A 25667-nucleotide genomic window follows, 5' to 3' on the forward strand; every position below is an offset into this window, starting at 1 on the left:
CCTTATGGAAATAATAATCCCTTAAGGGATAGAAAAATGGAATAGCACAATGAATTTGCATGAATATCAAGCGAAACAGCTATTTGCTGAGTTCGGATTGCCAGTACCAGAAGGCTACGCTTGTGATACCGCCCAAGAAGCATTCGAAGCGGCAGGCCGCATTTCTACCGAGAAAAAAGTGGTTAAATGTCAGGTTCACGCTGGTGGACGTGGTAAAGCAGGTGGCGTAGAGCTGCATGACACCAAAGATGGTGTAAAAGAATTTGCACAAAAATGGTTAGGCAAAAACTTAGTTACTTACCAGACCGATGCAAACGGCCAACCAGTAACTAAAATTTTGGTTGAAGAAGCTTCTAGCATCGATAATGAGTTATACCTTGGTGCCGTTGTTGACCGTTCGTCACGTCGAATCATATTTATGGCGTCGACAGAAGGCGGTGTTGAAATCGAGAAAGTGGCAGAAGAAACACCAGAGCTTATTCACAAAGCGGCTATCGATCCACTTGTCGGCCCTCAAGCCTACCAAGGCCGCGAGCTGGCATTTAAACTTGGGTTAGCGGGCGATCAAATTAAGCAATTTACTAAGATCTTTATGGGTTTAGGTAATATGTTTACTCAGTACGACTTGGCACTACTAGAAATCAATCCATTAGTAGTTACTGGCGATGGTAATCTTCTTTGTTTAGATGGCAAGATCACCATTGACTCAAACGCAATGTATCGTCAGCCTAAGCTGCGAGAAATGCATGACCCATCTCAAGAAGACAAGCGTGAAGCACATGCAGCGCAATGGGAACTGAACTATGTCGCGCTTGATGGCAGCATAGGTTGTATGGTTAACGGCGCTGGCCTAGCAATGGGTACAATGGATATTGTAAACCTACACGGTGGTCAACCAGCTAACTTTTTGGATGTCGGTGGTGGCGCAACGAAAGAGCGCGTTACAGAAGCATTTAAGATTATCTTGTCTGACGATAACGTCAAAGCTGTACTCGTTAATATCTTTGGTGGGATTGTACGCTGTGATTTAATCGCAGATGGTATTATCGGCGCAGTGGAAGAAGTTGGTGTGAAGGTTCCGGTTGTTGTTCGACTTGAAGGTAATAACGCTCCACTAGGCTCGAAGAAATTAGCTGAAAGTGGATTAAACATCATTGCCGCGAACTCGCTAAAAGAAGCAGCGGAAAAAGTAGTTGCAGCAGCGGAGGGCAAATAATGTCTATATTAATTGATAAAAACACGAAGGTTATCTGCCAAGGTTTTACTGGTGGGCAAGGTACTTTTCATTCAGAGCAAGCGATCGATTACGGCACACAAATGGTCGGTGGTGTTTCTCCAGGTAAAGGAGGTCAAACCCATTTAGGCCTTCCTGTATTTAATACAGTGCGTGATGCAGTAGAAAAAACTGGCGCGACTGCGTCGGTTATCTATGTACCTGCACCTTTTTGTAAAGATGCCATTCTTGAAGCCATCGATGCTGGAATTAAGCTAATCGTAACGATTACAGAAGGTATCCCAACGCTTGATCTTCTCGATGTTAAAGTCCGTTTAGATGAATCAGGTGTACGTATGATTGGTCCTAACTGTCCAGGCGTCATTACTCCAGATGAGTGTAAGATAGGTATCATGCCGGGCCATATCCATAAGAAAGGTAAAGTGGGCATCGTTTCTCGTTCGGGCACGCTTACCTATGAAGCGGTTAAGCAGACAACAGATGAAGGTTTTGGCCAATCAACTTGTGTTGGTATTGGTGGCGACCCTATTCCGGGTTCAAACTTTATTGACATTCTTAAGCTGTTCCAAGAAGATCCAGAAACGGAAGCTATCGTCATGATCGGTGAGATCGGTGGAACAGCAGAGGAAGAAGCCGCAGCATTTATTAAAGAAAATGTTACAAAGCCTGTTGTGTCATACATTGCCGGTGTTACGGCTCCTCCCGGTAAGCGTATGGGTCATGCTGGCGCTATTATCTCTGGTGGTAAAGGTACGGCTGAAGACAAATTTGCTGCACTAGAGTTAGCCGGTGTTAAAACGGTGAAAAGCTTGGCCGATATCGGAACCGCTCTTCGCGAAGTGACGGGCTGGTAATCGTTACCTACTGTTCATAAATGATAAGAAGCTTGAACGATTGTTCGGGCTTTTTTTTTGTTTTGGAATTAGTATAAACAAAGCCATTTTCATGTCATTCGACGATATATTGGTTATTGAAAAATAACGGAAATCTCACCACCGTAGTGAAGATTTTTTGCTCATCACAAGGAAGCATTGTCATGTTTAGTTTACTGTTAGGACTCTTTCTATTTTTAGGGATGCATTGTGCGTCTATCTTTTTTCCATCGGTTAGAGAACAACTGGTGAAGAAAAGTGAATTGGGTTGGAAAGCGATTTACTCTTTAGCTTCAATTGCAGGAATATACTTTATAGCGGTTGGTTACAATGCGCTTAGAATGGAGCCGGTACTTCTCTATACAACGCCTTTCTGGTTCCGTCATGTGACTTACCTGTTAATGCTAGCAGCCATGATCCTTTTTGTGGCTCCTTATTTTCCCGGTAAGATAAAACAGGTTACTAAACACCCACAGTTGCTTGCGGTAAAACTCTGGGCATTAAGCCACTTAATGGTGAATGGCATGCTAGCCGATGTCATTTTATTCGGGGCTTTCTTAGCGTGGGCAGTGTTAGATAGAATCTCAATGAAGAAACGCGAACAACGCGCACTTCCAGGCCTGAAACCATCAGGACTAAATGACATCATTAGTGTCGTTCTTGGTGTTGTGTTATCCGGTGTATTTATCATGTTCTTACATGGAAAATTGATCGGTATGCCGTTAATGTAAACTGCCTATTTTAGGGGTTAGATCGAAAAAACGATGTGAAAGCATCGTTTTTTTATCCATTGCGTAAATATTACTTGACCTTGGTAGCAGATACCGTAAATTTATCTATACATATTAAGGATAAAAAATATAGAGGAACGGATGGAACCCCAAAATAGAATGACGTTGTTGTTAAAAACAGTCGCGGTTACAGCGATTGCCATTTTTTCACTTTCGGCTCAGGCAGCAGAAAAAGTGTATCGACTAAAGCTTGCCGAAACGTGGGGCCCTAATACACCTATTTTAGGTGATGCCAGTAAAAACATGGCAAAGCTAGCCAACGAAATGTCAAATGGACGTCTTCAAATTCGAATAGATTCAGCGAATAAGCATAAAGCTCCTCTCGGTGTATTTGATATGGTGAAATCAGGTCAATATGATCTTGGCCATTCAAGCTCTTATTATTGGAAAGGTAAAGTGCCTAACACACTCTATTTCTCCTCAATGCCGTTTGGCATGATGACCACAGAACAATACGCTTGGTTCTACCGTGGTGGTGGTATAGAGCTGATGCAAGAAGTGTATGCCCCTCATAACCTGCTTTCTTTTCCTGGTGGTAACTCAGATATTCAAATGGGTGGGTGGTTTAAAAAAGAGATCAACTCTATCGACGATCTACAAGGTTTGAAGATGCGTATTCCAGGGTTTGCTGGTGAGGTCTTTGCGCGTGTCGGTGCTAAGCCCACGAATATTGCACCGGGTGAGCTCTACACCTCGTTAGAGCGCGGTACAATCGATGCTCTCGAGTGGGTAGGTCCTGCATTTGATCTGAGAATGGGTTTCCAAAATATCGCACCTTACTATTATACGGCGTGGCATGAGCCAGGTTCTGAGACTCAGTTCTTGGTCAATAAGAAATCGTGGGATAAATTACCGAAGGATCTGCAAATCATTCTTGAGACATCGTTCCGTGTTGCGGCTTTTGACATGTACACCCAAGCGATAGATGCGAATGCAACGAGCTGGGAAAAAATGTTAATTGATAATCCGGATATTAAAGTACGTGATTTCCCACCAGCGGTTCTCGAGAGAATGCGTAAAGAAAAAGATACCCTTCTTGAAGAGTTTGCCGCTAAGGACCCATTGGCGAAAAAAATCATCGATTCGCAAGTGAGTTATTTGAAAAGAGTTCGAGCATGGACGGATATCTCGACGAAAGCGTATTTGGAAAGCAGCGCCGTTAAATAGTTTTAAGATTAGAAATAGGTAGTGTAAAAAGCTCGGTGTTTACCGATAATGCTGTTCACTTAAGACATCAAACTCCGTCATCCTCACGAAAGTGGGGATCTAAACTCACACAGATTCCCGTTTTCACGGGAATGACGATGACTACTTTGTCTTAAATGATCGGTATTAGGTGTTTACCGAGCTTTTTTATAATTTCTCGATCACACTGGTTTAGATTTGAAACCAAACCACATGCTAACAGCGCTAAGCGACGCTAGAAAACCGATAACCAAACCCAAATGCCACGCCTCTTGAATACCAAGGTTCATCAGAAACATACTAAATAGTGCTGAGAATGTCATCTGACCCGCACCTGAAAGAGCAGCAACTGAGCCCGCTTTTTCTTTGTATGGGACAAGTAATTGAGTTTGAGCGCAAGGAAAAGCAATACCATTTCCCAAAGTAAGAAGAAACTGACCAAACATCATAGCCAAAGGAGTCAAGGGAGCACATATCAACCATAGACCAGCGCTTAAATGAATCACAGGTACGCAGAAGAGCATTTTCCTTGTGCCAATAATAGGACGGATACGATTACATATTGTCCCGCCAACTAAGAGACCACAGGCTGGAATTAATGCCCACAATGCATATTGATCCGATGTCATGCCAATCTGAATCTGCATGATAAAAGGCATCACAGAGATAGAGACAACAATCAGGCTAAAGTTGAACCAACCAATACTTGCAAAGCTGCAGAAATAACGCGACTTTATAAGGCTTTTATAGGTACTCAGCATAGCCCGAACATTTGGCAATGGTTTTTTCTTAGGTAAGGTTTCGGAGAAAAGAAAAATCAATAATAGGAGCACGATAGCGATATAAGAAAGAAGGGCGATAAATACCGCTAACCAACCAAAACTGTGATTGATAAAGCCACCGAGTACTGGCGCGATAATCGGTGTGAATGATGCAACGATTGTCACCCATGACAATGCTCTAGGTAAGTTGGGGCCATCGTAAGAGTCCCGTAGTGATGCTCTGGCTAACACGGCGCAACATCCTGCACCTAATCCTTGTATAAAACGACCAATAACTAACATGTCAAAAGAGTGACTTGACGTCACAGTGAGTGATAAGCCTAAGAGAGCTAAAGTTAACCCGGCAATAAGTATTGGTTTTCGTCCCAATGCATCGGATATTGGCCCATATATTAATTGTGAAGGACCAAACCCAAGTAGATAGATAGAAATTAATAGCTGAGCATCGTCGGATGAGATAGCAAAGTCTTGGGCTATCCAAGGCAAGGATGGGAAGACCAATCCCATACTAAATTGGCCGATACTAACGATCAAACCGGCAAGTAAGACAGGTTTCCATAGAAAAGAAGTAGGCATTAATGTGTCCAATAACTATCACAATGTTGATAGTGACCTAGGCGACGTAGACATAAGTTATGGCGACGAAAGAGAGGATAACGCCATCAAATAGAGGTTTGTGCAATAGAGATAATCTAGATTATTGATGTATCTTGTTGGCGTAATTATTGTCTGAGAATCAAACGTTGTCGATGGATATTTTAATTGCCTTAAAGAGGTAATCTTATTTTCCATTTTTGGTTTGTTTAAAACTAAAAAAAGCTGGCATAGGCCAGCTTTTTACTTAATAGACGCTAAATTACTTAGCTAGGTTTTCCGCTACGAATGACCAGTTAACGAGAGACCAGAAACCATTCATGTAGTCTGGACGCACGTTACGGTAATCGATGTAGTAAGCGTGCTCCCATAAATCTACAGTCAGTAGAGGCGTTAGGCTTTCATCTGTAAGCGGTGTCGCAGCATTAGAAGTATTTACAATATCTAAAGAACCGTCAGCTTTTTTAACAAGCCAAGTCCAAGAAGAACCAAAGTTGTTGATTGCAGAATCAGTGAACTTTGCTTTGAATGCTTCAAATGAGCCAAATGATGCATTAATAGCATCCGCTACCGCGCCAGTTGGTTCGCCACCAGCGTTAGGTGCCAGGCAATGCCAGTAGAACGTGTGGTTCCAAATTTGAGCGGCATTGTTAAAAATACCAGCAGAAGAAGTCTTGATTATCTCTTCTAATGATTTGTTTTCAAATTCAGTACCAGGGATTAGGCCATTAAGCTTAACAACATAAGTGTTGTGATGCTTGCCGTGGTGAAAATCTAATGTTTCTGCAGAGATGTGTGGTTCTAATGCATCTTTTGCAAAAGGAAGTGCTGGTAATTCAAAAGCCATTGCCGGATTCTCCATTGATTTGAAAGAACGAATTCTTTCGATTGCTTCCAATAATTATTTTTATTTCGTCAAATTGACTGACTTGCCAACTAGTTTATCAAGTTTTTACTTTATTAAAAGCTTATTAACAAAAAAAACTCAAAAATGTCACTTTTAAAACTAGATTCTAAAAAGTAAGCATAGCTCAAAAACCCTATTTATATTGTGCTTTTTATTCTTGTGCAAACAAGTAGAATGTATCAATAATGTTAAGCCATAAAAAGTACGGTGAGAAGACAATGGAAACTATCGATAAAATTAAACAGCAGCTCGAAGAGAATTCGATTCTACTTTATATGAAAGGTTCACCTAAACTACCTAGTTGTGGTTTTTCATCTCAAGCTTCACAGGCGCTAATGGCGTGTGGCGAGCAGTTTGCTTATGTAGATATACTACAAAACCCAGATATCCGCGCAGAACTACCTGTTTATGCGCAATGGCCTACTTTCCCACAATTGTGGATTGGTGGTGAACTTATCGGTGGTTGCGATATTATCCTAGAGATGTTCCAAAAAGGAGAGCTTCAACCTCTTATTAAAGAAGCGGTTGAAAAAGCAGAATAAGCTTTCTCTTTTTATTGTGAAATTAGCGTCAATATAAAAAAACCAGTCATTTCACAATGGCTGGTTTTTTTTGATGTTATTTTCGTATTGAAACTTAAAAGGTCGGCTAAAGTACCATGGCCGCAACCCAACCAAATATAATCAATGGAATATTATAGTGAACAAAGGTTGGTACAACGGTTTCCCACACGTGTTCATGTTGTCCATCGGCATTTAGACCGGATGTTGGCCCAAGGGTCGAGTCAGAAGCCGGTGAACCTGCGTCACCTAATGCTGCGGCTGTACCCACAAGAGCAATGGTTGCCATAGGTGAAAAGCCAAATGCAATCGCAAGCGGTACATAAATGGTGGCAATGATCGGGATAGTAGAAAAAGAAGACCCGATACCCATTGTAACCAATAAGCCAACAATAAGCATAAGCAGTGCAGCTAACGCCTTATTGTCACCAATACTTGTCGAAAGAGATTCAACTAATGTTTCGACGCCGCCACTCTGCTTCATCACCGCGGCGAAACCCGCAGCCGCAATCATAATAAAACCAATCATCGCCATCATATGGACGCCACGTGTAAACACATCGTGCGTCTCTTTCCAAGCAATAACCCCACCGAAAGTAAATACCATGAAGCCGGCTAAACCACCAATAATCATGGAGCCAGTGGAGAGTTGTGCTCCAAGTGCTGCGATAATCGCTAAGGCCGCGATAGCGATGTTCTTTTTATCTATTTGAACATCAGTATGAACCGTGGTGAGTTCGGTTTCGTTGTATTCACGAGGTTTGCGGTAGGTAACGAAGATAGCGACAAGCAGACCAAAAATCATACCTAAACCAGGTAACATCATTGCTGTCGGTACTTGGCTCGCGACCACGTCGGGTAACCCGTTGTCACGTAAACTCTTAAGCAGAATATTGTTTAAGAAAATGCCACCAAACCCGATTGGCAACACCATATATGGGGTTACAAGGCCAAAAGTGAGCACACAGGCAATGAGGCGGCGATCGAGCTTAAATTTTGCAAATACGCCCAAAAGAGGTGGAATTAAAATTGGAATAAAGGCGATATGGACAGGGATAACGTTTTGTGAAGACATCGTTACAAGAATTAACGCGCAGATAACGGCGTATTTAAGCCCAGTAGTTGCGGCCCCATTTTCTTTGCCGTGAATTCGTTTAATCACGCTTTGTGCTAGTAAGTCGGTTAAACCAGATTTCGAGATAGCAACCGCGAAGGTTCCTAACATGGCGTAACTTAAGGCAATGGTTGCACCGCCACCAAGACCACTTTCAAAGGCGGCGACAGCATCGTTCAAGCTCATGCCGGAAACAAGGCCTCCAACGATAGCACTAAAGGTAAGAGCAACGACGACGTTAACTCTCATTAGTGCTAGCAACAGCATGATACATACTGAAATAACTACAGGATTCATATTATTCTCGTTTGAGTTGTGTTTGTATTATTGTTGTTCAGTCTCGTCGAGGGTAAGGGGCCAGCCTCCTAAGGCTTTCCACTTATTGACGATCCTGCAAAATAACTCAGCCGTTCGTTCTGTGTCGTATAAGGCTGAGTGGGCTTCTTTACTATCAAATTCCATCCCTGCGGTTTTGCAAGCTTTGGCCAAAACGGTTTGACCAAAAGCTAATCCACTTAATGCTGCCGTGTCAAAAGTAGCAAAGGGGTGAAATGGGACTCTTTTTAACTTACCGCGCTCGCTAGCTTGCATGACAAAACTATGATCAAACGTCGCATTGTGAGCGACCATGATTGCACGGCTGCAATCGGCTTGTTTTTGTTCTTTTCTGATTAACTTGTATATCTCTTTCAACGCTTCAGACTCAGGTACCGCGCCACGCAGTGGACTGAATGGGTCGCGAATGCCGTTAAAATCTAATGCTTCTTTCTCTATGTTCGCCCCTTCAAAAGGTTCGACATGAAAGTGAATCGTTGAAGCAGGATGAAGGTCTCCATTTTCGTCCATTCTTAACGTTATTGCGCAGATCTCCAGAAGTGCATCGGTTCTTGCATTAAAACCAGCAGTCTCTACATCAATAACGACTGGAAAATAGCCGCGAAAGCGTTTTTTAAGGGTGAACTCTTCGTTTTCTACAGTCATGGGTACTTTTTATATTGATAAACAGATAAGTGCGATAGGGAAAGCATTATTACAGATTCTAAGCGTAAGCAAAATGGCTAAAATCAATTCTCTTTCTATAACTTGGCTAAGTTTTTGCAATAGAGATTACAATATAGAAGAAGTTAGCAAATAAATGGACTGGTTTTCCTAGTAAAACGGCAGCAACTTGCCGTTTCTGAATAAAGAGTTTTAATGGTTATGAAAAAACGGATTGCGTTATGTGCCTTTGTTACCTCTACTCTGATATCTCCAATTTCAGAGGCAACGGCTGTCCGCTATGCGGCATCGCCAGAGCAATCAAAATGGGAAATGGTGGCGAATAGTCCTTTGGAGTGTCGTTTGGTACACCCCATCCCTCATTATGGTCAGGCGGAATTCTCGTCTCGTGCCAGTAAAAAAATCAACCTCGACTTTGAACTAAAAATGCGTCGTCCAATGGGAGAAACTCGCAGTGTCAGTTTAGTCTCATTGCCTCCTGCTTGGCGACCAGGTGAGAGTGCCGATAGAATGAATACCATGAAATTCTTCAAACAATTTGATGGCTATGTGGGTGGACAAGCCGCGTGGGGAATACTATCGGAGTTAGAAAAAGGCCGGTATCCCACTTTTAGTTATGCGGATTGGCTGAGTCGAAACCAAAGAGTTGAGGTTTCGCTATCTGCCGTTACTTTTCGACAAAAATATGATGCGTTTACTTTTTGTTTGAGTCAGTTATTGCCGTACAGTTTTGAAGATATTTCGTTTACCATTTTGCATTACGATAGAAACAGCGATCAACTGAATAAGGCGTCTCAAAAGCGGCTATTTCAGATAGCAGAATACGTCAGATACAATCAAGATATAGACCTTGTTTTGGTCTCTGCTTATACCGATTCTAGTGGTGAAAAAGACGTAAACCAATCACTCTCTGAAAGACGAGCGGTGGTGCTTAAAGACTATTTTAAATCGATAGGGATGAAGGATAAACGGATTCAGATTCAAGGCTATGGTGAACGTAGACCAATTGCAGATAATGCGTCGCCAATAGGAAAAGACCAGAACAGACGAGTCGTTATTTCTCTGGGTAGAAGTCAGGTTTAGTTATTTGAAAGTGATAAAAAAGGCAGCCTCGAGGCTGCCTTTTAGTATTCTGTGCTGTCATTATAAAATAACGGTTTTATTACCATAGACAAAAACATGGTCGTTAACGACTTTTGTTAATGCTTTGCTTAAAACACTTTTTTCAACGTCTCGTCCAGCCTGGGCCATATCATTGGCACTAAAATTATGGTCGACAGGTATAACGTCTTGTTTGATGATAGGACCTTCATCCAGATCATTGGTGACAAAGTGCGCGGTCGCACCGATGATTTTTACACCACGATCATAGGCCTGTTGATAAGGTTTCGCACCAATAAATGCAGGCAGGAAGCTATGATGAATATTAATGATTTTGTGGTGATAGTTTTCGACAAAACTTGGTGTAAGTACACGCATGTATTTGGCTAGGACTAAATAGTCCGCTTGATAGCTATCGATAACGTTAAGCATTTTCGCTTCATGTTCTTCACGGGTTAAGTCCACATGTGAAACATGGTGATAAGGAATATCGAACTTCTCAGTTAAACCTTGCAGTGAATCATAGTTACCGACAACCGCAGCAATATCGACGCCTAAGCTTCCGTCATATGATTTCATAAGAATATCACCCAAACAGTGGGATTCTTTTGTGACCAGAATAACGACTTTCTTTCGCAGCGAGCTCATTAATTTGCGTTTTGTGCCTACAGGAAGGGCTTGGTCAAGATCCGCAAGGAAAGTCACATCGTTAAAATGGCCTTCAAGTTCAGTACGCATAAAAAAATGACCACTTGCATTATCGACATATTCATTATTATGGATAATGTTCAACTGGTGCTTGTAACAGATGTTGGTGATTTTTGCTATCAAACCCGGTGCGTCGCTGCAATGGGTGAGTAAGGTCTTCTTTTCCATTCTTTTTTACTTCCGAAAGTACAATTTATGTAAAATATAAAAATAGCTTTAAAAGCTCATGGCTTTTATAAATAGTGACTGGTGCCACAATAATAACTCTATAGTTAATCTATTCTTGTTATTGTTTCAACAAAATAAAAATAGTATTTAACGCAGTATGCATCTTATTGGTTAGTTTTTTAAGCGTTGTTTGACCCAATTTATCATGAGGTACTATGTAATGGATAAAGAACTACTTGCTCGTAAACTTTATGGAAAAAGAATTAATAGCATGGTTGGCTCTCAAAAAATTGATGAAGAAACCATGTCAGAGCTTTGGGAAAGCAGAACAACACCCGCTGACGCTGCGAGAAGCATCATGTCTGAACATGATGAGTTTGAAGGCCCAGTTTGGCTGTCCAGATTCCTACATCGTAAATAAATCCCCTTTATTACTCAATCCAGTTTCTTGGTGTGGATAGATTCTCTATTCGCACCAACTCTTCAAACCTGACATAATCTTGTTATAGTTTCTCTTCCTTTGTAATGAAATGATACGCAAAACGTTTTCCGCTGATGGCGCGCTTGGCAAAGCTATACCTGGTTTTTCTGCACGGAAAGCCCAGTTAGATATGGCTGAGGCCGTTGATAAAGCAATAAAAAACAAGTCTCAACTTGTGGTTGAAGCGGGTACTGGAACAGGCAAAACATTTGCTTATTTAGTGCCAGCGCTGCTCAGTGGTAAAAAAGTTGTCATTAGTACTGGGTCCAAAAACCTTCAAGAACAGCTATTTCATCGTGATCTGCCATTGATGGTGGATGCACTTGGTTATTATGGCCAAGTGGCGTTGCTGAAAGGGCGCTCTAATTATCTGTGTTTAGATCGACTTAGCCGTCAGGTGCTTGAAAGTCATACTAACGAAGCTGATCCCACCTTGTTGACGCAGCTTGTCAAAGTACGCAGTTGGTCTTCTGCGACTAAAAGTGGAGACTTAGGTGAATGTGAAGAGATAGCAGAGGATAGCCCTGTAATTCCAACCATTACATCAAGCAATGACAATTGCTTAGGTAAGGAATGCCCTAGTTTTCAAGATTGCTTTGTTCTAAAAGCGAGAAAACGAGCAATGGATTCTGATGTGATCGTTGTCAATCATCATCTTTTTTTGGCCGATCTAGCCATCAAGGAGACCGGTTTTGGTGAGTTAATCCCAGATGCCGATGTTTTCATATTTGATGAAGCCCACCAGTTACCAGATATCGCCAGCCAGTATTTCGGACAATCAATATCAAGTAGGCAAATACAAGAGCTTTCTAAGGATATTGAAATTGGTTATCGGACCGAAGCGCGTGACATGAGGCAGTTACAAAAAGTGTCGGTAAGGTTGAGTCAATCAGCCATGGATATGCGCATTGCTTTGGGCGATACCGGTTTTAGAGGTAACTGGCGAGAAGCATTGAAATCGGAACCTATTGCGAGAGAACTCAATAGACTTCTAGATGGGTTAGATCTGGCGATAGACGTGTTGAAATTGGCGCTTGGTCGCAGTCAATTATTAGATACTGCATTTGAACGAGCGAATGCAATAAAGGCAAGATTAAACAGAGTATGTGATGTCTCCATTACTGGGTACTCCTATTGGTATGACATGTCACCGCGTCACTTTACTCTGCATATAACCCCACTTTCTGTTGCTGAGAAATTCAGAGAACAGGTAGAGTTGAAAGAGGGGAGTTGGATCTTCACTTCTGCTACGTTAGCGGTATCGGATGACTTTAGTCATTTTACCCATCGTCTAGGTTTGCAGCCGACAGAGCAGTTTTCTCTACCTAGCCCTTTTGATTACCAAACTCAGGCTAAGCTCTGTGTGCCAAGATATCTTCCAGAACCAAACAGCCCCGGTTTATCTCATAAGTTGGTTGAAATGTTAGCGCCAGTTATAGAGAAAAATAACGGTCGCTGTTTCTTTCTCTGTACTTCGCATAGCATGATGAAAGAACTCACCGAAGGGTTTAGAACACAGTTAACTATTCCTGTATTGATGCAGGGCGAAACTAGTAAACAGAAGCTTCTCGCCGAATTTATGCAATTGGGTAACGCATTATTGGTTGCCACTGGTGCATTTTGGGAAGGGATAGATGTTAGAGGCGATACGTTAAGCTGTGTTATTATCGACAAATTACCATTTACTGCCCCGGATGATCCGCTGTTAAAAGCACGTATTGAAGACTGTAAACTAAGCGGAGGAGAACCTTTTTCGCAAGTTCAGCTACCAGATGCGGTGATCACATTAAAGCAAGGGGTCGGACGATTAATCAGAGATAGAAAAGATAAAGGTGTGTTGATTATTTGTGATAATCGCTTAGTCACTCGAGATTACGGTGGCGTCTTTTTACAAAGTCTACCGCCGTTTCCTAGAACAAGAGATTTAAAACAGGTGACCACTTTTCTTGAACAACTATCTTAATCAAACAATTAAAAATTGAGGCGTAAATGAGCGCAAAAATTCTTGCCTTAGATACATCCACCGAAAACTGTTCAGTAGCATTGGTTGTGGATGGGCAAACTTTTTTCCGTAGTGAAGTGTCCCCGCGAGGGCACACGACTAAAATATTACCTATGATTGATGAGGTTCTCAATGAAGCAGGTATCCGTTTGCACGACGTTGATGCGCTAGCTTATGGACGAGGTCCTGGTAGCTTTACGGGTGTCAGAATAGGCATTGGTATTGCACAAGGGCTCGCGTTTGGCGCTAATTTGCCGATGATTGGTGTGTCCACCTTAGCGGCAATGGCACAGGCAACATATAGGGTAAATGGAGCAGAATACGCGGCCTGCGCAATAGATGCGCGCATGAGTGAAGTCTATTGGGGACGTTTCTGCCGCCAAGAAAATGGCGAATGGTTAAGTGTTGGTCAAGAGTGTGTAATATCACCAGAAAACTTAATTAAAGATGTGAAAGCTGATGATTTGGTTTGGTCACTGGCCGGAACTGGATGGACGGCGTATCAACAAGAGCTTATTGCGCTAGAATTAATTGGGGCTCAAAGTGAGGTTCTCTATCCCGAAGCAGTAGATATTGCATTTTTGGCCCAATTTGAACTCGAAAAAGGCAATACTACAAACGCCGAGGAAGCGAGCCCAGTTTACCTTCGTGACAAAGTTGCGTGGAAAAAGCTCCCAGGTAGAGAGTAACGGTAGAATGTATAAAGGTCTTTAGATGGTGACAATTAATGGCTTAACACCAACGGTAATTAATAGAAATCAAAAAGCGGCTAAGAAAGGCGCTTTGAAGAAAGAGCAAGCGAGTGACGGTGTTGTGCAAACAACCAAGGTTGCTGCTGCCGTATCTCAGTCCATAAGACAGTTAAGTGAATCTGAGCTTGAAAGAGTTCAGGTTCAGTATGATCTTCCTGAAGGGCAATCCCGTAAAGCGATGGAAGAGTATATGGATATTTTTAATCGCTCTAAGAAAGAGGAACTTGCTAGATTAATCGGAGTCGATATCTATATTTAGCGCTGTTCCTTTTTGTCTATAAAGGAGTTAGAGATGATGTTTAGAACGATAAGCATACTCATCTGTTCGGCTTTAATATCGGCTTGCTCATCGCTGCCTGATTCGTTATCAACGACAAACGAGAATGTATTAACCGATTATCAACAGTGGGTAGATGCCCCAGTAGACCAAGAAAATGAAGTCCGGCTTGGTGGTATTATTGCGAATGTGACTAACCTAGAAAACCAGACTCGAATTGAGGTTGTCAACATGCCGATTAACAGCGTTGGCAAACCCAGCTTACATTCTGAACCAACGGGTCGTTATGTTGGTTACTACAATGGCTATTTAGAATCCATGTCGTTTGCAAAAGGTCGCCTTGTCACGTTGTTAGGTGTGAGCGACGGAGAGGAACAAGGCAAAGTAGATGATTTCGATATGACATTTAAAGTAATGAATATAAAAGGCTTTCATCTATGGCGTATAGAAGAAACGGTTATTGTGAATGACATAGAAAGTCATTTTTCACCTTGTTATGGGCTCTATTGCCGTGGATCTAGAGGTCTACCTAGTAAGGGGAAGGTCATACAGGAAGTAAAATAAATGTTTACCGAAAATAAATTTAAACTAGTACACAATGAACTTGCGACAATGGAACTCGGTGATCCTGAAACGGCCGAACTGACGATCGTTTTTATCCATGGTTGGCTTGATAACTCAGGAAGCTTTATCAAGCTAATGAAAGAATGCCACCAAGTGATGCCTGATGTACACCTTGTTGCGGTTGATCTCCCAGGGCATGGGTTGTCTACCCACCGTAGAGATGACAACTACTACCTTTTTCATGACTATATAGATGATATTCACCAATTTTTGACGGCATTATCGCCGAAAAAACTGTTGTTGGTGGGTCATTCACTTGGTGCCTTCCTTGCAACTTGTTACAGTGCCGCGTTTTCTGAAAATGTGGCAGGGTTGGTTCAAATTGAGGGCTTTGGTCCCTTGGCTGAATCACCCAATAATACCGTGAAAAGATTGCGTGAAGGGATATTGAGCAGGCAACAGATAAGAGAAAAGCGAGAGCGGTATTTTTTTAGTATTGATGAGATGGTTGATATTCGTGCCAAAGTAAATCATCTAAGAAGGCTTGAAGTGATGCCTATTGTTAAGCGAGGGTCTATTTTTGATGGTGAGGTATGGAAATGGCGGCATGACGCTAAACTAAACGCTGATTCTCTTGTTCGGATGTCACGTAAAAATGCAGAAACCATAATGAAAGAAGTCCGGTGCCCACATTTAGTTATACTTGGGCAGTCTGGGTTTGATTATCTATTATCACAAGCGAAGCTAGAGTTTGAACATCCATTGGCCGCACAAAATGAGCAGTTTAGTGTTGAATATATTCCCGGTGGTCACCACTGCCATATTCAACAAACTCAGTTAACATCAGAGTTGATTTTTGGTTTAGTTAACAAAATTTAAACAAGTGTTTGATAGTTTTGTGTCCATGCATGCAAAGCTGTGTTGTAATGGAAATGTTAATAAAACTAATAAAGAGTGCACTAATACTAATCGTAATATTTATCGCTGCAGTGATTAAGTATTCTTAAAGTTGCCATTCTCAGGATGAAAATTTGCCAATAACGAGGAGTGTAATCGTGGAGAAACCTTGGCTTTCACATTACCCAATTGACGTACCTAAAGAGATAAATCCAGACGAATATCCGTCATTAATCGAGATGTTCGAAAATGCGGTACGTAATTACGCCGATCAACCAGCTTTCGAAAATATGGGGTCTATCATGACCTATCGTAAGCTAGAAGAGCGAAGTCGCGCCTTTGCTGCTTATCTACAAAATGACCTTAAGTTAAGCAAAGGTGAACGTGTAGCGATAATGATGCCCAATTTATTGCAATACCCAGTAGCTCTGTTTGGTATTTTAAGAGCGGGGTTAATTGCCGTTAACGTTAACCCGCTATACACACCGCGTGAGCTTGAGCATCAGTTGAATGATTCAGGGGCAACAACGATTGTTATTGTCTCTAATTTTGCCAATACGCTTGAACAGATAGTTGATAATACGCAGATTAAAAATGTAGTACTTACTAGCCTTGGTCAAATGTTACCAAGAGCAAAAGGAACCATCGTTGATTTTGTGGTGAAGTATGTGAAAGGCATGGTGCCTAAATACCATCTTCCAGGTGCAATTTCATTTAGAAAAGCGTTGTATAAAGGGCGTCGTTTACAATACGTTAAGCCGTTTATGTCAGGTGAAGATATTGCATTTTTGCAGTATACCGGTGGTACAACGGGCGTCGCTAAAGGGGCAATTCTAACACACCGTAATATGGTCGCGAATGTTATGCAATCAAAGGGTGTGTATGGTGCTGTCCTTAAAGATGGTAGAGAAACAGTGGTTACTGCTCTGCCTCTATATCATGTCTTTGCATTAACCGTGAACTGTCTGCTATTTATTGAGTTTGGTGGAAAAAACCTATTGATTACAAACCCAAGAGATATTCCGGGTTTCATTAAGGAACTGCAAAACACCAAATTTACTACCTTAACGGGTGTGAATACCCTGTTTAATGCGCTTGTTAATAATGAAGATTTCCACGAGCTCAATTTTAGTAATCTGAAATTGACTATAGGTGGTGGCATGGCGGTGCAAAGAGCGGTAGCAGATAAATGGCAAAAGGTAACCGGGGTCGCTCTTGCGGAAGGTTATGGATTGACGGAATGCTCTCCGTTGGTTTCTGTAAACCCATATAATCTCTCTGAATATAATGGGTCAATAGGGATGCCAGTATGTTCAACAGACGTTCGTATTGTTGATGATGAGAGTAAACCACTACCGATGGATCAAATTGGTGAGTTGCAGGTTAAAGGCCCGCAAGTCATGCAAGGGTATTGGCAAAGAGCGGAAGCAACACGTAGCACTATTGATGAAGATGGATGGTTGTCTACTGGTGATATAGTGAAAATTGATGAAAGAGGCTACATCACGATTGTCGATCGCAAGAAAGATATGATTTTGGTCTCTGGTTTTAACGTTTATCCAAATGAAATTGAAGACGTGGTGGCATTGCACGGTAAAGTATTGGAGGTTGCTGCAATTGGTGAACCCCATGATGTCACTGGTGAGATTGTTAAGATATTTGTTGTGAAACGAGATCCTAGTGTCACGGTGCCAGAAATCATTGAACACTGCCGCAAATACCTAACGGGTTACAAAGTACCGAAAATCATTGAATTTAGAGATGAGTTACCAAAAACCGCAGTAGGTAAGATATTACGCCGTGAATTACGTGATGCTGATATAGCAAAACGTAAAGCAGCAGAAGCGCTTAATACCGATGATGCTGTTGCATAGCGTGTTAAATACCTAACGGAAAAAGTACCCTTGTGGGCATCGCTTTATTTTGAGGTTACTTGGGTACCATCCAATGTTACTATGCCGACTATAACAGTCGGCATTTTTAATAGAGACTTTTTTGTGAATTACAAAATAATTGATACTACTCCAGCACTTGAAGAGGTGTGTACCTTAGCCAGTCAAGTGGATTGCGTTATGTTGGATACTGAGTTTGTACGTACTAGAACCTATTTCCCACAGCTTGGTCTTATTCAGCTTTACGATGGTGAAAACCTTTCACTTATTGACCCTTCCTGCATTGACGATATGTCTTCATTTGAAAAGCTTTTAAAGGACGGATCGGTCCTAAAAGTGCTTCATGCATGTGGTGAAGATCTCGAGGTATTTAAACAGAGTTTTGGTTGTACACCATTTCCCATGTTAGATACTCAGATAATGGCGGCATTTTTAGGGCATGGTCTATCTACTGGGTTCGCGACATTGGTGAATGAATATCTAGAGGTTGAGCTGGATAAAAGCGAATCTCGAACCGATTGGCTTGCTCGCCCATTGAGCCTAAGACAATTAGAGTATGCGGCTGCGGATGTCTATTATTTAATGCCATTATTTGAATTACTGTATCAAAAAGTGGATCAAGCGGGTTGGCGAGAAGCGGCACTTCAAGAATCCGAACTTCTTATTGAAAAACGGAGCAGTGAGTCAGACCCTGAGCAAGTATTTAAAGACATTAAAGGCTCATGGCAATTGACTCCTAAACAGTTGGCTATTCTTAAGCCTCTCGCAACTTGGCGATTGAAAGAAGCAATAACAAGAGATATTGCCCTTAACTTTGTCTTTAAAGAGCAAGATCTTTGGGCTGTCGCTCGATTTGGTATCACGTCCTTCAAGAGAATGGACGAAGAAGGCTTTGATCAGAGAGAGATTCGTCGTCACGGTGAAAAGGTGATAACGATTGTAAAACAAGCTGAGATGACAAACGAAGATGAATGGCCAGCAAAAATTGAACGTTTAATGGACAAGCCCGGTTACAAACAGATCTTTAAAACGATTAAAGATGAGGTTAAACAGGTTTCTCTTTCGTCTGGTTTAGCTAGCGAATTTCTTGCTTCGAAAAAACAGCTTAATCAACTTATTAGTTGGACTTGGAACGCTCAACAAGATCCAGAATATCTACCCGATTTAATGACGGGATGGAGAAAGACACTTTTAGGTGAAAAGCTGTATAGTTTATTAAAAGGTTAATGATAGTTATGTTGTGTTCAATATACAAAAGTAAGAAGAAAGAGGGTGCTTATTTATACATTGCGAAGAAGGATGATTTCTCGCAAGTGCCAAAAGAGTTGATGGAAATGTTTGGTGTGCCACACTTTGTGATGGTAATTAAATTAGAGCGGCGTAAATTGGCTCAAGTAGATGTCAGTAAAGTAGTGGAATCGATACGAGAAGATGGTTTCTTTCTTCAGCTTCCGCCACCACAAGTAAATTTGTTGGAGCAATATAAAGAGCAAAAATTAAAACAAAAATAAGCTCTATTATGCAAAAAGTCAGCTTGCTATAGGAGATGGTTAGATTTGAAAAAATTCGTCACGTTAATGTTAGGCGCAGGCCTAACATTTGGCGTATTTGCTGAAGATAAAATCGAGTTCAGTGCGTACGTTAAGGAACTAAAACAGGAAGCCCGAGCGCTGGGTATATCAGAACAAACACTGGAAAGCGCATTTGCCAATGTCGACTATAAACCTCGAGCGATAAAGGCAGATAAAAACCAACCAGAGAAAAAACTCACCTTAGATGAATACATCCCAAGAGCAGTGCCCGAATGGAAAATCAAACAGGCCAAGTCTTTGTATAAAAAACACTATGCGGATCTATCTCGAATTGGCAAAGAATATGGTGTGCAACCCCGCTTTATTGTGGCCCTTTGGGGGGTAGAGAGCAACTTTGGCAAGTTAACAGGTGGATATAATGTAATCGATGCTCTCGCGACACTAGCCTACGATGGTCGACGTGAAGCCTTTTTCAAGAAGGAGATGATGGCAGCGCTAACTATTCTGGAAGAAAAGCACATTTCTATTGATAAGATGAAAGGTTCTTGGGCTGGAGCAATGGGACAAAGTCAGTTTATGCCAAGTTCCTTTGTTCATTATGCTGTCGATGGTAATGGCGATGGAAAAATAGATATTTGGAATACTAAGGCAGATGTTTTTGCATCGGCGGCTAATTATCTGAAAAGCCACGGATGGAATGATACCTATACGTGGGGGCGACAGGTTAACGTACCTAAAGGTCTATCTTCTGACTTAGAAGGCCGTCAAAAAGAGAAAGCTAAAACGCTACAGAGTTGGAATGATCTTGGTGTTCGAAAACGCAATGGTTCGATGTTACCAAAAACCAGCGAAGATATTGATGCATGGTTGATTATGCCAGATGATGAAGGTGGTCGGGCGTATCTGATATACGAGAATTACCAAGTATTGATGAAATGGAATCGATCTTATTATTTTGGTTTGGCCGTTAGTCACTTAGCAGACCAAATTAGGTAAATCAGTCATCGTGTAATCCCCGTATAAGTGGGGATTACACGATGGCGATTTCTGTTTCGATTAGGTGGGTCCTCAAATCAGAAATTCGTTAGCCTAGTTCTTTTTATATTGCTCACAGGCTATCATCGTATTTTCAATTAGGCTTGCAACTGTCATTGGCCCCACACCACCCGGTACGGGGGTAATGAAGCTAGCTCGCTTCTTAGCCGCATCATATTCCACATCGCCAACTAACTTACCATTCGCTAATCGATTGATACCTACATCAACAACGATTGAACCTTCTTTTATCCAATCTCCTGGAATAAAACTGGGCTTACCTACTGCGACAACAATAATATCGGCTTGGCGCACATAGGACTCTAAATCCTTAGTAAATCGATGGCAGGTGGTCGTTGTACATCCTGCGAGTAACAGTTCTAAAGTCATAGGACGACCAACAATATTAGAAGCCCCAACAACCACAGCGTGCTTACCGCGTAATTCGATATTGTAGCGTTCTAAAAGAGTAATGATGCCTTTTGGTGTACAAGAACGAAGCTTAGGAATGCGTTGTGCTAATCGGCCAACATTATATGGATGAAAGCCATCCACATCTTTTTCAGGAAGAATTTTTTCAAGGATTTTCGTCGTATCGATACCTGCAGGAAGAGGTAATTGGACTAGTATGCCATCTATGTCATCATCGTTATTGAGTTGTTCAATTAGATCTAACAACTCTTGCTCTTTTGCTGTCGCCGGTAAGTCGAACGACTTAGAGACAAACCCTACCTCATCACAAGCTCTACGCTTACTTCCAACGTAAATTTGAGAAGCAGGGTCTTCACCTACTAAAACCACTGCTAAACCTGGAGCACGTAGTCCAATTTCAGTACGAGCTTTAACTCGAGCTGCGACTTCTGAGCGAACGGTTTGAGAAATTAACTTTCCATCGATATTTTGAGCGGTCATAAGGTCCCTTGATCTGATTAATAATATAGCGTGCGCATTGTCGCAAAAATTTCCATCGAGGTCTATTGAGCAAACGTTTGCTATTACGTAATTTCATTGTTCTGACTCTTTTTTGGTCACTTAAAACATATTGTTTGAGAAAGGCATTGACCTGAGCAAGTTCTTTCGTATAATTCACAGCCTCAACGCTCCGTTAGCTCAGCTGGATAGAGCACCCGCCTTCTAAGCGGGTGGTCGCAGGTTCAAATCCTGCACGGAGTACCAAATTTCAAAAAGCCCTTATTGCTCATTGAGTAATAAGGGCTTTTTGCTTCTTGCAATAAGATAAGCAGATTATGTGCGGTATTATTAGAATTCTTGGAATAATAGTGTGACTGGAAGCAAGTGTGAGCAATAAACCACTAGAAACGATAAATTCCTAGTGGTTTAATGAAGTGCATGTCTCACGTAGTTGAGATGAATAAACCAGATAAAGTACCTATTTTATGGATGTACCTGATATCAGCCGTGGTTTAACCTTTGGATCCGCGATTGTTTTGCAGAATAAAGTTGTTCATGTTGATGAAGCATTTGCGTCATTGTTCGGTTTTACCTCGCTCGTTGATCTAAAAAGTTTCATATCAACCCCTCTACATTTAATCTCCCACGATTTTCATCAAAAAGTGCTGTCAAAAAGCATGTCGACTTCATTTGCGTCAGATTCGATGGATCCTAATGGGGAGATTTTTTTTACCGCCAATAGATTTGGTAAAACGATCGCTGTTTTTTCATTTATGCAAAAAACAACATGGAATAAAAAATCTGCGCTAGAAATATTATTATTCGACATTTCATCGAAAGTCAGTCCTCATCAACTTATTAATAGGCCGAAATATGAAAGCCTAATCAAAAATTCCGTTCAAGGTGTTGTTATTCACCGTTTCTTTAAACCCTTGCTTATAAATCAAGCATGGGCTGATTTGATGGGTGTGGATTCTAAAGATGATTTTTTGGAAAATGGCAGCGTTCTTGATGTGATACCCAAAATACATCATAAAGGCGCATTGGATCGGTGTGAGAAGGTATTGCGTGGTGAAGCCGTCGGGGAAAGCCACATCATTGAAAACATTCGCTTAGATGGAACAAAGCGATTCTTCAATATCTATGATCATGCGATTAACTGGGAAGGAGAGCCAGCCCTTGAAGTTGTCGCGGTTGATGTGACCGACAAGGTTGTCGCCCAACAAGAACTGGCTTATCGCGCCGATCATGATTCTCTTACTGATTTACTCAATCGTGATGCGTTATATAAATGGATTAAAGAGCATTGTCTTGATGTAAAGTCGATGAGCTGCATCCTTTTTGACATTGATAATTTTAAGAATGTTAATGACAGTTATGGGCACGAAGTTGGTGACTCTGTGCTAAGACATTTGTCCTCTATTATAAAAAAGCAGGTAGGCGATGACGGTGTTGTAGGACGGTGGGGAGGAGAAGAATTTATAATATTTTTGGCTGAATCAACGCAAGAGTCCAGCTATGAACTCGCTGAAAAAATACGTTCATCGTGTGAAGCTTCCATACTCAGCAGCCAGTTTGGTGACATAAAAAACACACTTAGTATCGGTGTTAGTTTTACTGACGATTTTTCTAACACAATACCAAAAGACCTTATTCGTATCGCCGATGAAAGAATGTATATCTCTAAACAATCGGGTAAAAATCGGGTCACCTAGTCCTTAATCTCTAAGTTATTTTTCGACTACAGGTTATTGAATCGCATTTGTTTGTAATAAAATTCTTTGTCTCTTTCAGATATTTCACGCATTACTTTACACGGGTTTCCCACTGCAACCACATTCGCTGGAATATCTTTTGTCACAATGCTGCCCGCACCAATAACACTATTTTTACCTATCGTTACTCCCGGGAGTACAACTGAATTCGCACCAATCCATACATTTTCCTCTATGTGAATGGGTATATTGAACTGCGCTACCTTTTTTCTCATCTCCGGTTCAATCGGATGTCCGGCGGTTGATAAGGTCACGTTAGGCGCGATCATTACATAGTCACCAATATATATATGGGTATCATCAACCAAGGTGAGGTTAAAATTGGCATAAACATGATTACCTAGATGAGTATGTTTGGCCCAATTCGCACGAAGAGGTGGTTCTATATAACAGTTGTCCCCAACCTCAGCAAATAGTTCAGAAAGTAATGCTTGCCGTCTATCTGATTCGGATGGACGGGTATGATTGAAGTCATACAAAGTTTCTAAGCATTTCGTCTGCTCTTGCAATATTGAATCTTCGAAGAAATAGACGGTTTGTGCGTGCATTTTTTCTTTAATGTCCATCATCTGCCCTTGAGTTAATGATCTGCGATGCGGTCGATACCAATATTATTAACGAATTCCTCTCTAAAATTAAACGGTATTTCATCAAGCGTAGACCTACGTCCCCTTTTTAGTAGACGGGCTATCCTGACCACAAAGCAAGGACGGTTATGCACTGGCTATTAATGGTGACAAACATCCCTAAACTATTACGGTTTTCAGCCGATAATTATGTAGATCCAAAAATGCTAGGTATGGAGTTGAACCTCGGGAAGAAGGTTAGGTGTACCTAAAATTAATTTAGAATGGAAGACCATATGAGAAATAATCAGCCTGTCACACAGAAAGAGCAACGGTTCACTTCTTCGGAAGACCTAGTATCAGTAACCGATTTGGATGGAAAGATTCGTTATGTGAATCAAGCGTTTCTCGAAATGAGTGGATTTACGCTAGAAGAATTGATTGGGCAGGACCACAACATAGTGCGTCACCCTGATATGCCGAAAGCCGCGTTTGAAGACCTATGGAAGACGGTACGTACAGGCAATGGCTGGCGTGGATTTGTTAAAAACCGTTGTAAAAATGGTGACCATTATTGGGTCGACGCATTTGTTACTCCAGTGATGAAACAGGGCAAGGTAATTGGTTATCAATCCGTTCGTTCAGAGCCTTCTAGGGAGCAAGTTAGCAAGGCTGATCAGTTATATAAAAAACTGAGAAACAATGATTCGTTAAAACTACCAAAGATTAAGTTTATCCATCGGTTAACCTTTAAGAGTCTCTTCAATTTTACATCCGTCGTGAATCTATTGATTTTACTTTTCGCCATATTCATGGCCTATCAAGATGCACATCCTGCGTTATTGATGCTACTTGGCGTTTCAATGTTGCTGACGTTGTTTAATTGGTGGCGCTCCATCGTCGGGTTAATTCAACCATTGGATGAGATTCGCATCAGATTACGAGAGATGGCCAGCGGCGACTACAATCAACAAATTCATCTTGAATCGATGAATGAAGTAGGACGCGCCATGATGGCAGTAAAACTTCTACAGGCGAGGAGTAAAACCGTTTTAGGTCAGGTGGCTAGTGCTGCGGGTGATTTGATTATATCTGCTGAGCAGCTTTCTGGCACCAGTTATTCAATGACGAAAACCATGGCTAATCAGTCTAATCATACTACTCAAGTTGCGACGGCGATGAGTGAAATGAGCTCTACGGTTGATGAAGTGTCAAGCAATGCACAAAATTCTTCTGATACCACTACCGCCGCTCAGCAGACGGTGGTTGATGGTGACAGCGTCGTAAAGGATGCTTTACATTCAATGGAAGCATTTTCACTAGAATTAACCAATACCACCAAGCAAATCAATACCCTTTCTGCCAATAGCGAACAGATTAGCCAGATTACTAACGTGATCAGTGAAATAGCGGACCAAACGAATCTATTGGCGCTAAATGCGGCAATAGAAGCGGCAAGAGCCGGGGAGTATGGTCGAGGTTTCGCTGTTGTTGCTGATGAGGTGAGAAATTTGGCATCTCGTACACAAGATGCAACCCAAGAGATAAGAACCATGTTAGGTGATTTATCTAGCGGTATTAAAAATTCCGCTGAGACGATAAAAAGAAATAACCAAGAAGCTCAAAATGCGTTAGAAAAAGTGGCGTCGTCGCGGGATATCTTTGCCCAAGTAGCACAAGGTATGGAACTTATTAATGATATGACAACTCAAATAGCTACCGCGGCAGAAGAGCAGAGTTTAGTTGCCGTTGAAATGAGCAGCAGTATTGAGACTATTAGCATTGAAGCCGTATCAACGGAAGAGGAGGCGAGAAAACTTCAAGATAAAGCCTCTCAATTAAACGATAGCGCTGTTCACTTGCAAGATCTGATGAGTGACTTTGATCTAGGCAATCAAAATAATGCCATCTCGAGAAGATGAAATAAGGAAACCTAGCTTTGTTTAACCGCCAATCAACGTCAAATT

25 protein-coding genes and 1 tRNA gene are annotated in these 25667 nt (G+C 41.5%); 19 read left to right on the forward strand and 7 right to left on the reverse strand.

The window, feature by feature from the left end; all coding sequences use genetic code 11:
* Positions 1 to 49 precede the first annotated feature (49 nt).
* From sucC to AACW90_RS07745, 4 genes are all read left to right on the forward strand, one after another.
* Positions 50 to 1216 (forward strand): ADP-forming succinate--CoA ligase subunit beta, encoded by a 1167-nt coding sequence (sucC, locus tag AACW90_RS07730; RefSeq protein WP_390232924.1) that lies wholly within the window; start codon positions 50 to 52, stop codon positions 1214 to 1216.
* Positions 1216 to 2088 (forward strand): succinate--CoA ligase subunit alpha, encoded by an 873-nt coding sequence (sucD, locus tag AACW90_RS07735; RefSeq protein ID WP_390232926.1) that lies wholly within the window; start codon positions 1216 to 1218, stop codon positions 2086 to 2088. Before sucC ends, sucD begins: the two co-directional genes overlap by 1 nt.
* A gap of 182 nt (positions 2089 to 2270) precedes the next feature.
* The gene (locus AACW90_RS07740; RefSeq protein ID WP_390232927.1) at positions 2271 to 2837 is read left to right on the forward strand and encodes an NnrU family protein; all 567 of its coding nucleotides are present in this window, start codon (positions 2271 to 2273) and stop codon (positions 2835 to 2837) included.
* 159 nt (positions 2838 to 2996) lie between these two features.
* Positions 2997 to 4064, forward strand: coding sequence for a TRAP transporter substrate-binding protein (locus AACW90_RS07745; protein WP_390233532.1), 1068 nt, complete (start codon positions 2997 to 2999; stop codon positions 4062 to 4064).
* A 200-nt stretch (positions 4065 to 4264) separates the two neighbouring features.
* On the opposite strand, the gene AACW90_RS07750 is transcribed toward AACW90_RS07745, so the two are convergent.
* Both AACW90_RS07750 and sodB read right to left on the reverse strand, forming a co-directional pair.
* Positions 4265 to 5440: a multidrug effflux MFS transporter gene (locus AACW90_RS07750; protein WP_390232929.1), complete on the reverse strand. Its 1176-nt coding sequence runs from the start codon at positions 5438 to 5440 to the stop codon at positions 4265 to 4267.
* A 280-nt stretch (positions 5441 to 5720) separates the two neighbouring features.
* Entirely contained in the window at positions 5721 to 6305 is a 585-nt protein-coding gene (sodB, locus tag AACW90_RS07755; RefSeq protein ID WP_390232931.1) for a superoxide dismutase [Fe], read from the reverse strand.
* A gap of 278 nt (positions 6306 to 6583) precedes the next feature.
* On the opposite strand from sodB, the gene grxD reads away from it, so the two are divergent.
* Positions 6584 to 6907, forward strand: a complete 324-nt coding sequence (gene grxD / locus AACW90_RS07760) for a Grx4 family monothiol glutaredoxin (protein ID WP_195702580.1) — start codon at positions 6584 to 6586, stop codon at positions 6905 to 6907.
* A gap of 106 nt (positions 6908 to 7013) precedes the next feature.
* Here grxD and AACW90_RS07765 read toward each other — a convergent pair whose 3' ends face one another.
* Both AACW90_RS07765 and rnt read right to left on the reverse strand, forming a co-directional pair.
* Entirely contained in the window at positions 7014 to 8336 is a 1323-nt protein-coding gene (locus AACW90_RS07765) for a Na+/H+ antiporter family protein (RefSeq protein WP_390232933.1), read from the reverse strand.
* A 27-nt stretch (positions 8337 to 8363) separates the two neighbouring features.
* A complete protein-coding gene (gene rnt / locus AACW90_RS07770) occupies positions 8364 to 9020 on the reverse strand; it encodes a ribonuclease T (protein WP_390232935.1) in 657 nt (218 codons plus the stop codon).
* 219 nt (positions 9021 to 9239) lie between these two features.
* On the opposite strand from rnt, the gene motY reads away from it, so the two are divergent.
* Positions 9240 to 10121 carry a flagellar protein MotY gene (gene motY, locus AACW90_RS07775; RefSeq protein WP_390232937.1) on the forward strand — a complete coding sequence of 294 codons (882 nt, stop codon included), beginning with the start codon at positions 9240 to 9242 and terminating at the stop codon, positions 10119 to 10121.
* A 60-nt stretch (positions 10122 to 10181) separates the two neighbouring features.
* Here the strand turns inward: motY and purU are convergent, their stop codons facing one another.
* Positions 10182 to 11015: a formyltetrahydrofolate deformylase gene (purU, locus tag AACW90_RS07780; protein WP_390232939.1), complete on the reverse strand. Its 834-nt coding sequence runs from the start codon at positions 11013 to 11015 to the stop codon at positions 10182 to 10184.
* Positions 11016 to 11235: 220 nt separating this feature from the next.
* On the opposite strand from purU, the gene AACW90_RS07785 reads away from it, so the two are divergent.
* From AACW90_RS07785 to AACW90_RS07830, 10 genes are all read left to right on the forward strand, one after another.
* A complete protein-coding gene (locus AACW90_RS07785) occupies positions 11236 to 11436 on the forward strand; it encodes a hypothetical protein (protein WP_390232941.1) in 201 nt (66 codons plus the stop codon).
* A gap of 109 nt (positions 11437 to 11545) precedes the next feature.
* Positions 11546 to 13459, forward strand: a complete 1914-nt coding sequence (gene yoaA, locus AACW90_RS07790) for a DNA repair helicase YoaA (RefSeq protein WP_390232942.1) — start codon at positions 11546 to 11548, stop codon at positions 13457 to 13459.
* A 26-nt stretch (positions 13460 to 13485) separates the two neighbouring features.
* On the forward strand, positions 13486 to 14187 hold the full coding sequence (gene tsaB / locus AACW90_RS07795; RefSeq protein ID WP_390232944.1) for a tRNA (adenosine(37)-N6)-threonylcarbamoyltransferase complex dimerization subunit type 1 TsaB: 702 nt from the start codon (positions 13486 to 13488) through the stop codon (positions 14185 to 14187).
* A 25-nt stretch (positions 14188 to 14212) separates the two neighbouring features.
* Positions 14213 to 14509: a chromosome partitioning protein ParA gene (locus AACW90_RS07800; protein WP_195702588.1), complete on the forward strand. Its 297-nt coding sequence runs from the start codon at positions 14213 to 14215 to the stop codon at positions 14507 to 14509.
* 33 nt (positions 14510 to 14542) lie between these two features.
* Entirely contained in the window at positions 14543 to 15091 is a 549-nt protein-coding gene (locus tag AACW90_RS07805; RefSeq protein ID WP_195702589.1) for a Slp family lipoprotein, read from the forward strand.
* Positions 15092 to 15970 carry an alpha/beta fold hydrolase gene (locus tag AACW90_RS07810; RefSeq protein ID WP_390232947.1) on the forward strand — a complete coding sequence of 293 codons (879 nt, stop codon included), beginning with the start codon at positions 15092 to 15094 and terminating at the stop codon, positions 15968 to 15970.
* A 176-nt stretch (positions 15971 to 16146) separates the two neighbouring features.
* The gene (gene fadD / locus AACW90_RS07815) at positions 16147 to 17862 is read left to right on the forward strand and encodes a long-chain-fatty-acid--CoA ligase FadD (RefSeq protein ID WP_390232948.1); all 1716 of its coding nucleotides are present in this window, start codon (positions 16147 to 16149) and stop codon (positions 17860 to 17862) included.
* A 123-nt stretch (positions 17863 to 17985) separates the two neighbouring features.
* On the forward strand, positions 17986 to 19107 hold the full coding sequence (gene rnd, locus AACW90_RS07820; RefSeq protein ID WP_390232950.1) for a ribonuclease D: 1122 nt from the start codon (positions 17986 to 17988) through the stop codon (positions 19105 to 19107).
* A gap of 8 nt (positions 19108 to 19115) precedes the next feature.
* Positions 19116 to 19391 (forward strand): YcgL domain-containing protein, encoded by a 276-nt coding sequence (locus tag AACW90_RS07825; RefSeq protein ID WP_390232952.1) that lies wholly within the window; start codon positions 19116 to 19118, stop codon positions 19389 to 19391.
* Between the two features lie 45 nt (positions 19392 to 19436).
* Positions 19437 to 20408, forward strand: a complete 972-nt coding sequence (locus tag AACW90_RS07830; protein ID WP_390232954.1) for a lytic murein transglycosylase — start codon at positions 19437 to 19439, stop codon at positions 20406 to 20408.
* A gap of 93 nt (positions 20409 to 20501) precedes the next feature.
* Here the strand turns inward: AACW90_RS07830 and folD are convergent, their stop codons facing one another.
* Positions 20502 to 21359: a bifunctional methylenetetrahydrofolate dehydrogenase/methenyltetrahydrofolate cyclohydrolase FolD gene (folD, locus tag AACW90_RS07835; RefSeq protein ID WP_390232956.1), complete on the reverse strand. Its 858-nt coding sequence runs from the start codon at positions 21357 to 21359 to the stop codon at positions 20502 to 20504.
* Between the two features lie 187 nt (positions 21360 to 21546).
* Here folD and AACW90_RS07840 point away from each other — a divergent pair.
* Both AACW90_RS07840 and AACW90_RS07845 read left to right on the forward strand, forming a co-directional pair.
* Positions 21547 to 21623 (forward strand) — tRNA-Arg (locus tag AACW90_RS07840).
* A 221-nt stretch (positions 21624 to 21844) separates the two neighbouring features.
* Entirely contained in the window at positions 21845 to 23074 is a 1230-nt protein-coding gene (locus AACW90_RS07845) for a sensor domain-containing diguanylate cyclase (RefSeq protein WP_390232958.1), read from the forward strand.
* Positions 23075 to 23100: 26 nt separating this feature from the next.
* Here the strand turns inward: AACW90_RS07845 and AACW90_RS07850 are convergent, their stop codons facing one another.
* Positions 23101 to 23700 carry a sugar O-acetyltransferase gene (locus tag AACW90_RS07850; protein WP_390233535.1) on the reverse strand — a complete coding sequence of 200 codons (600 nt, stop codon included), beginning with the start codon at positions 23698 to 23700 and terminating at the stop codon, positions 23101 to 23103.
* A 296-nt stretch (positions 23701 to 23996) separates the two neighbouring features.
* Between AACW90_RS07850 and AACW90_RS07855 the strand changes: the two genes are divergently transcribed.
* The gene (locus AACW90_RS07855) at positions 23997 to 25622 is read left to right on the forward strand and encodes a methyl-accepting chemotaxis protein (RefSeq protein ID WP_390232960.1); all 1626 of its coding nucleotides are present in this window, start codon (positions 23997 to 23999) and stop codon (positions 25620 to 25622) included.
* Positions 25623 to 25667: the final 45 nt, after the last annotated feature.

Origin of the sequence: Vibrio frigidus, from assembly GCF_042465995.1 — a bacterium.
In the GTDB taxonomy this organism is placed as follows: domain Bacteria; phylum Pseudomonadota; class Gammaproteobacteria; order Enterobacterales; family Vibrionaceae; genus Vibrio.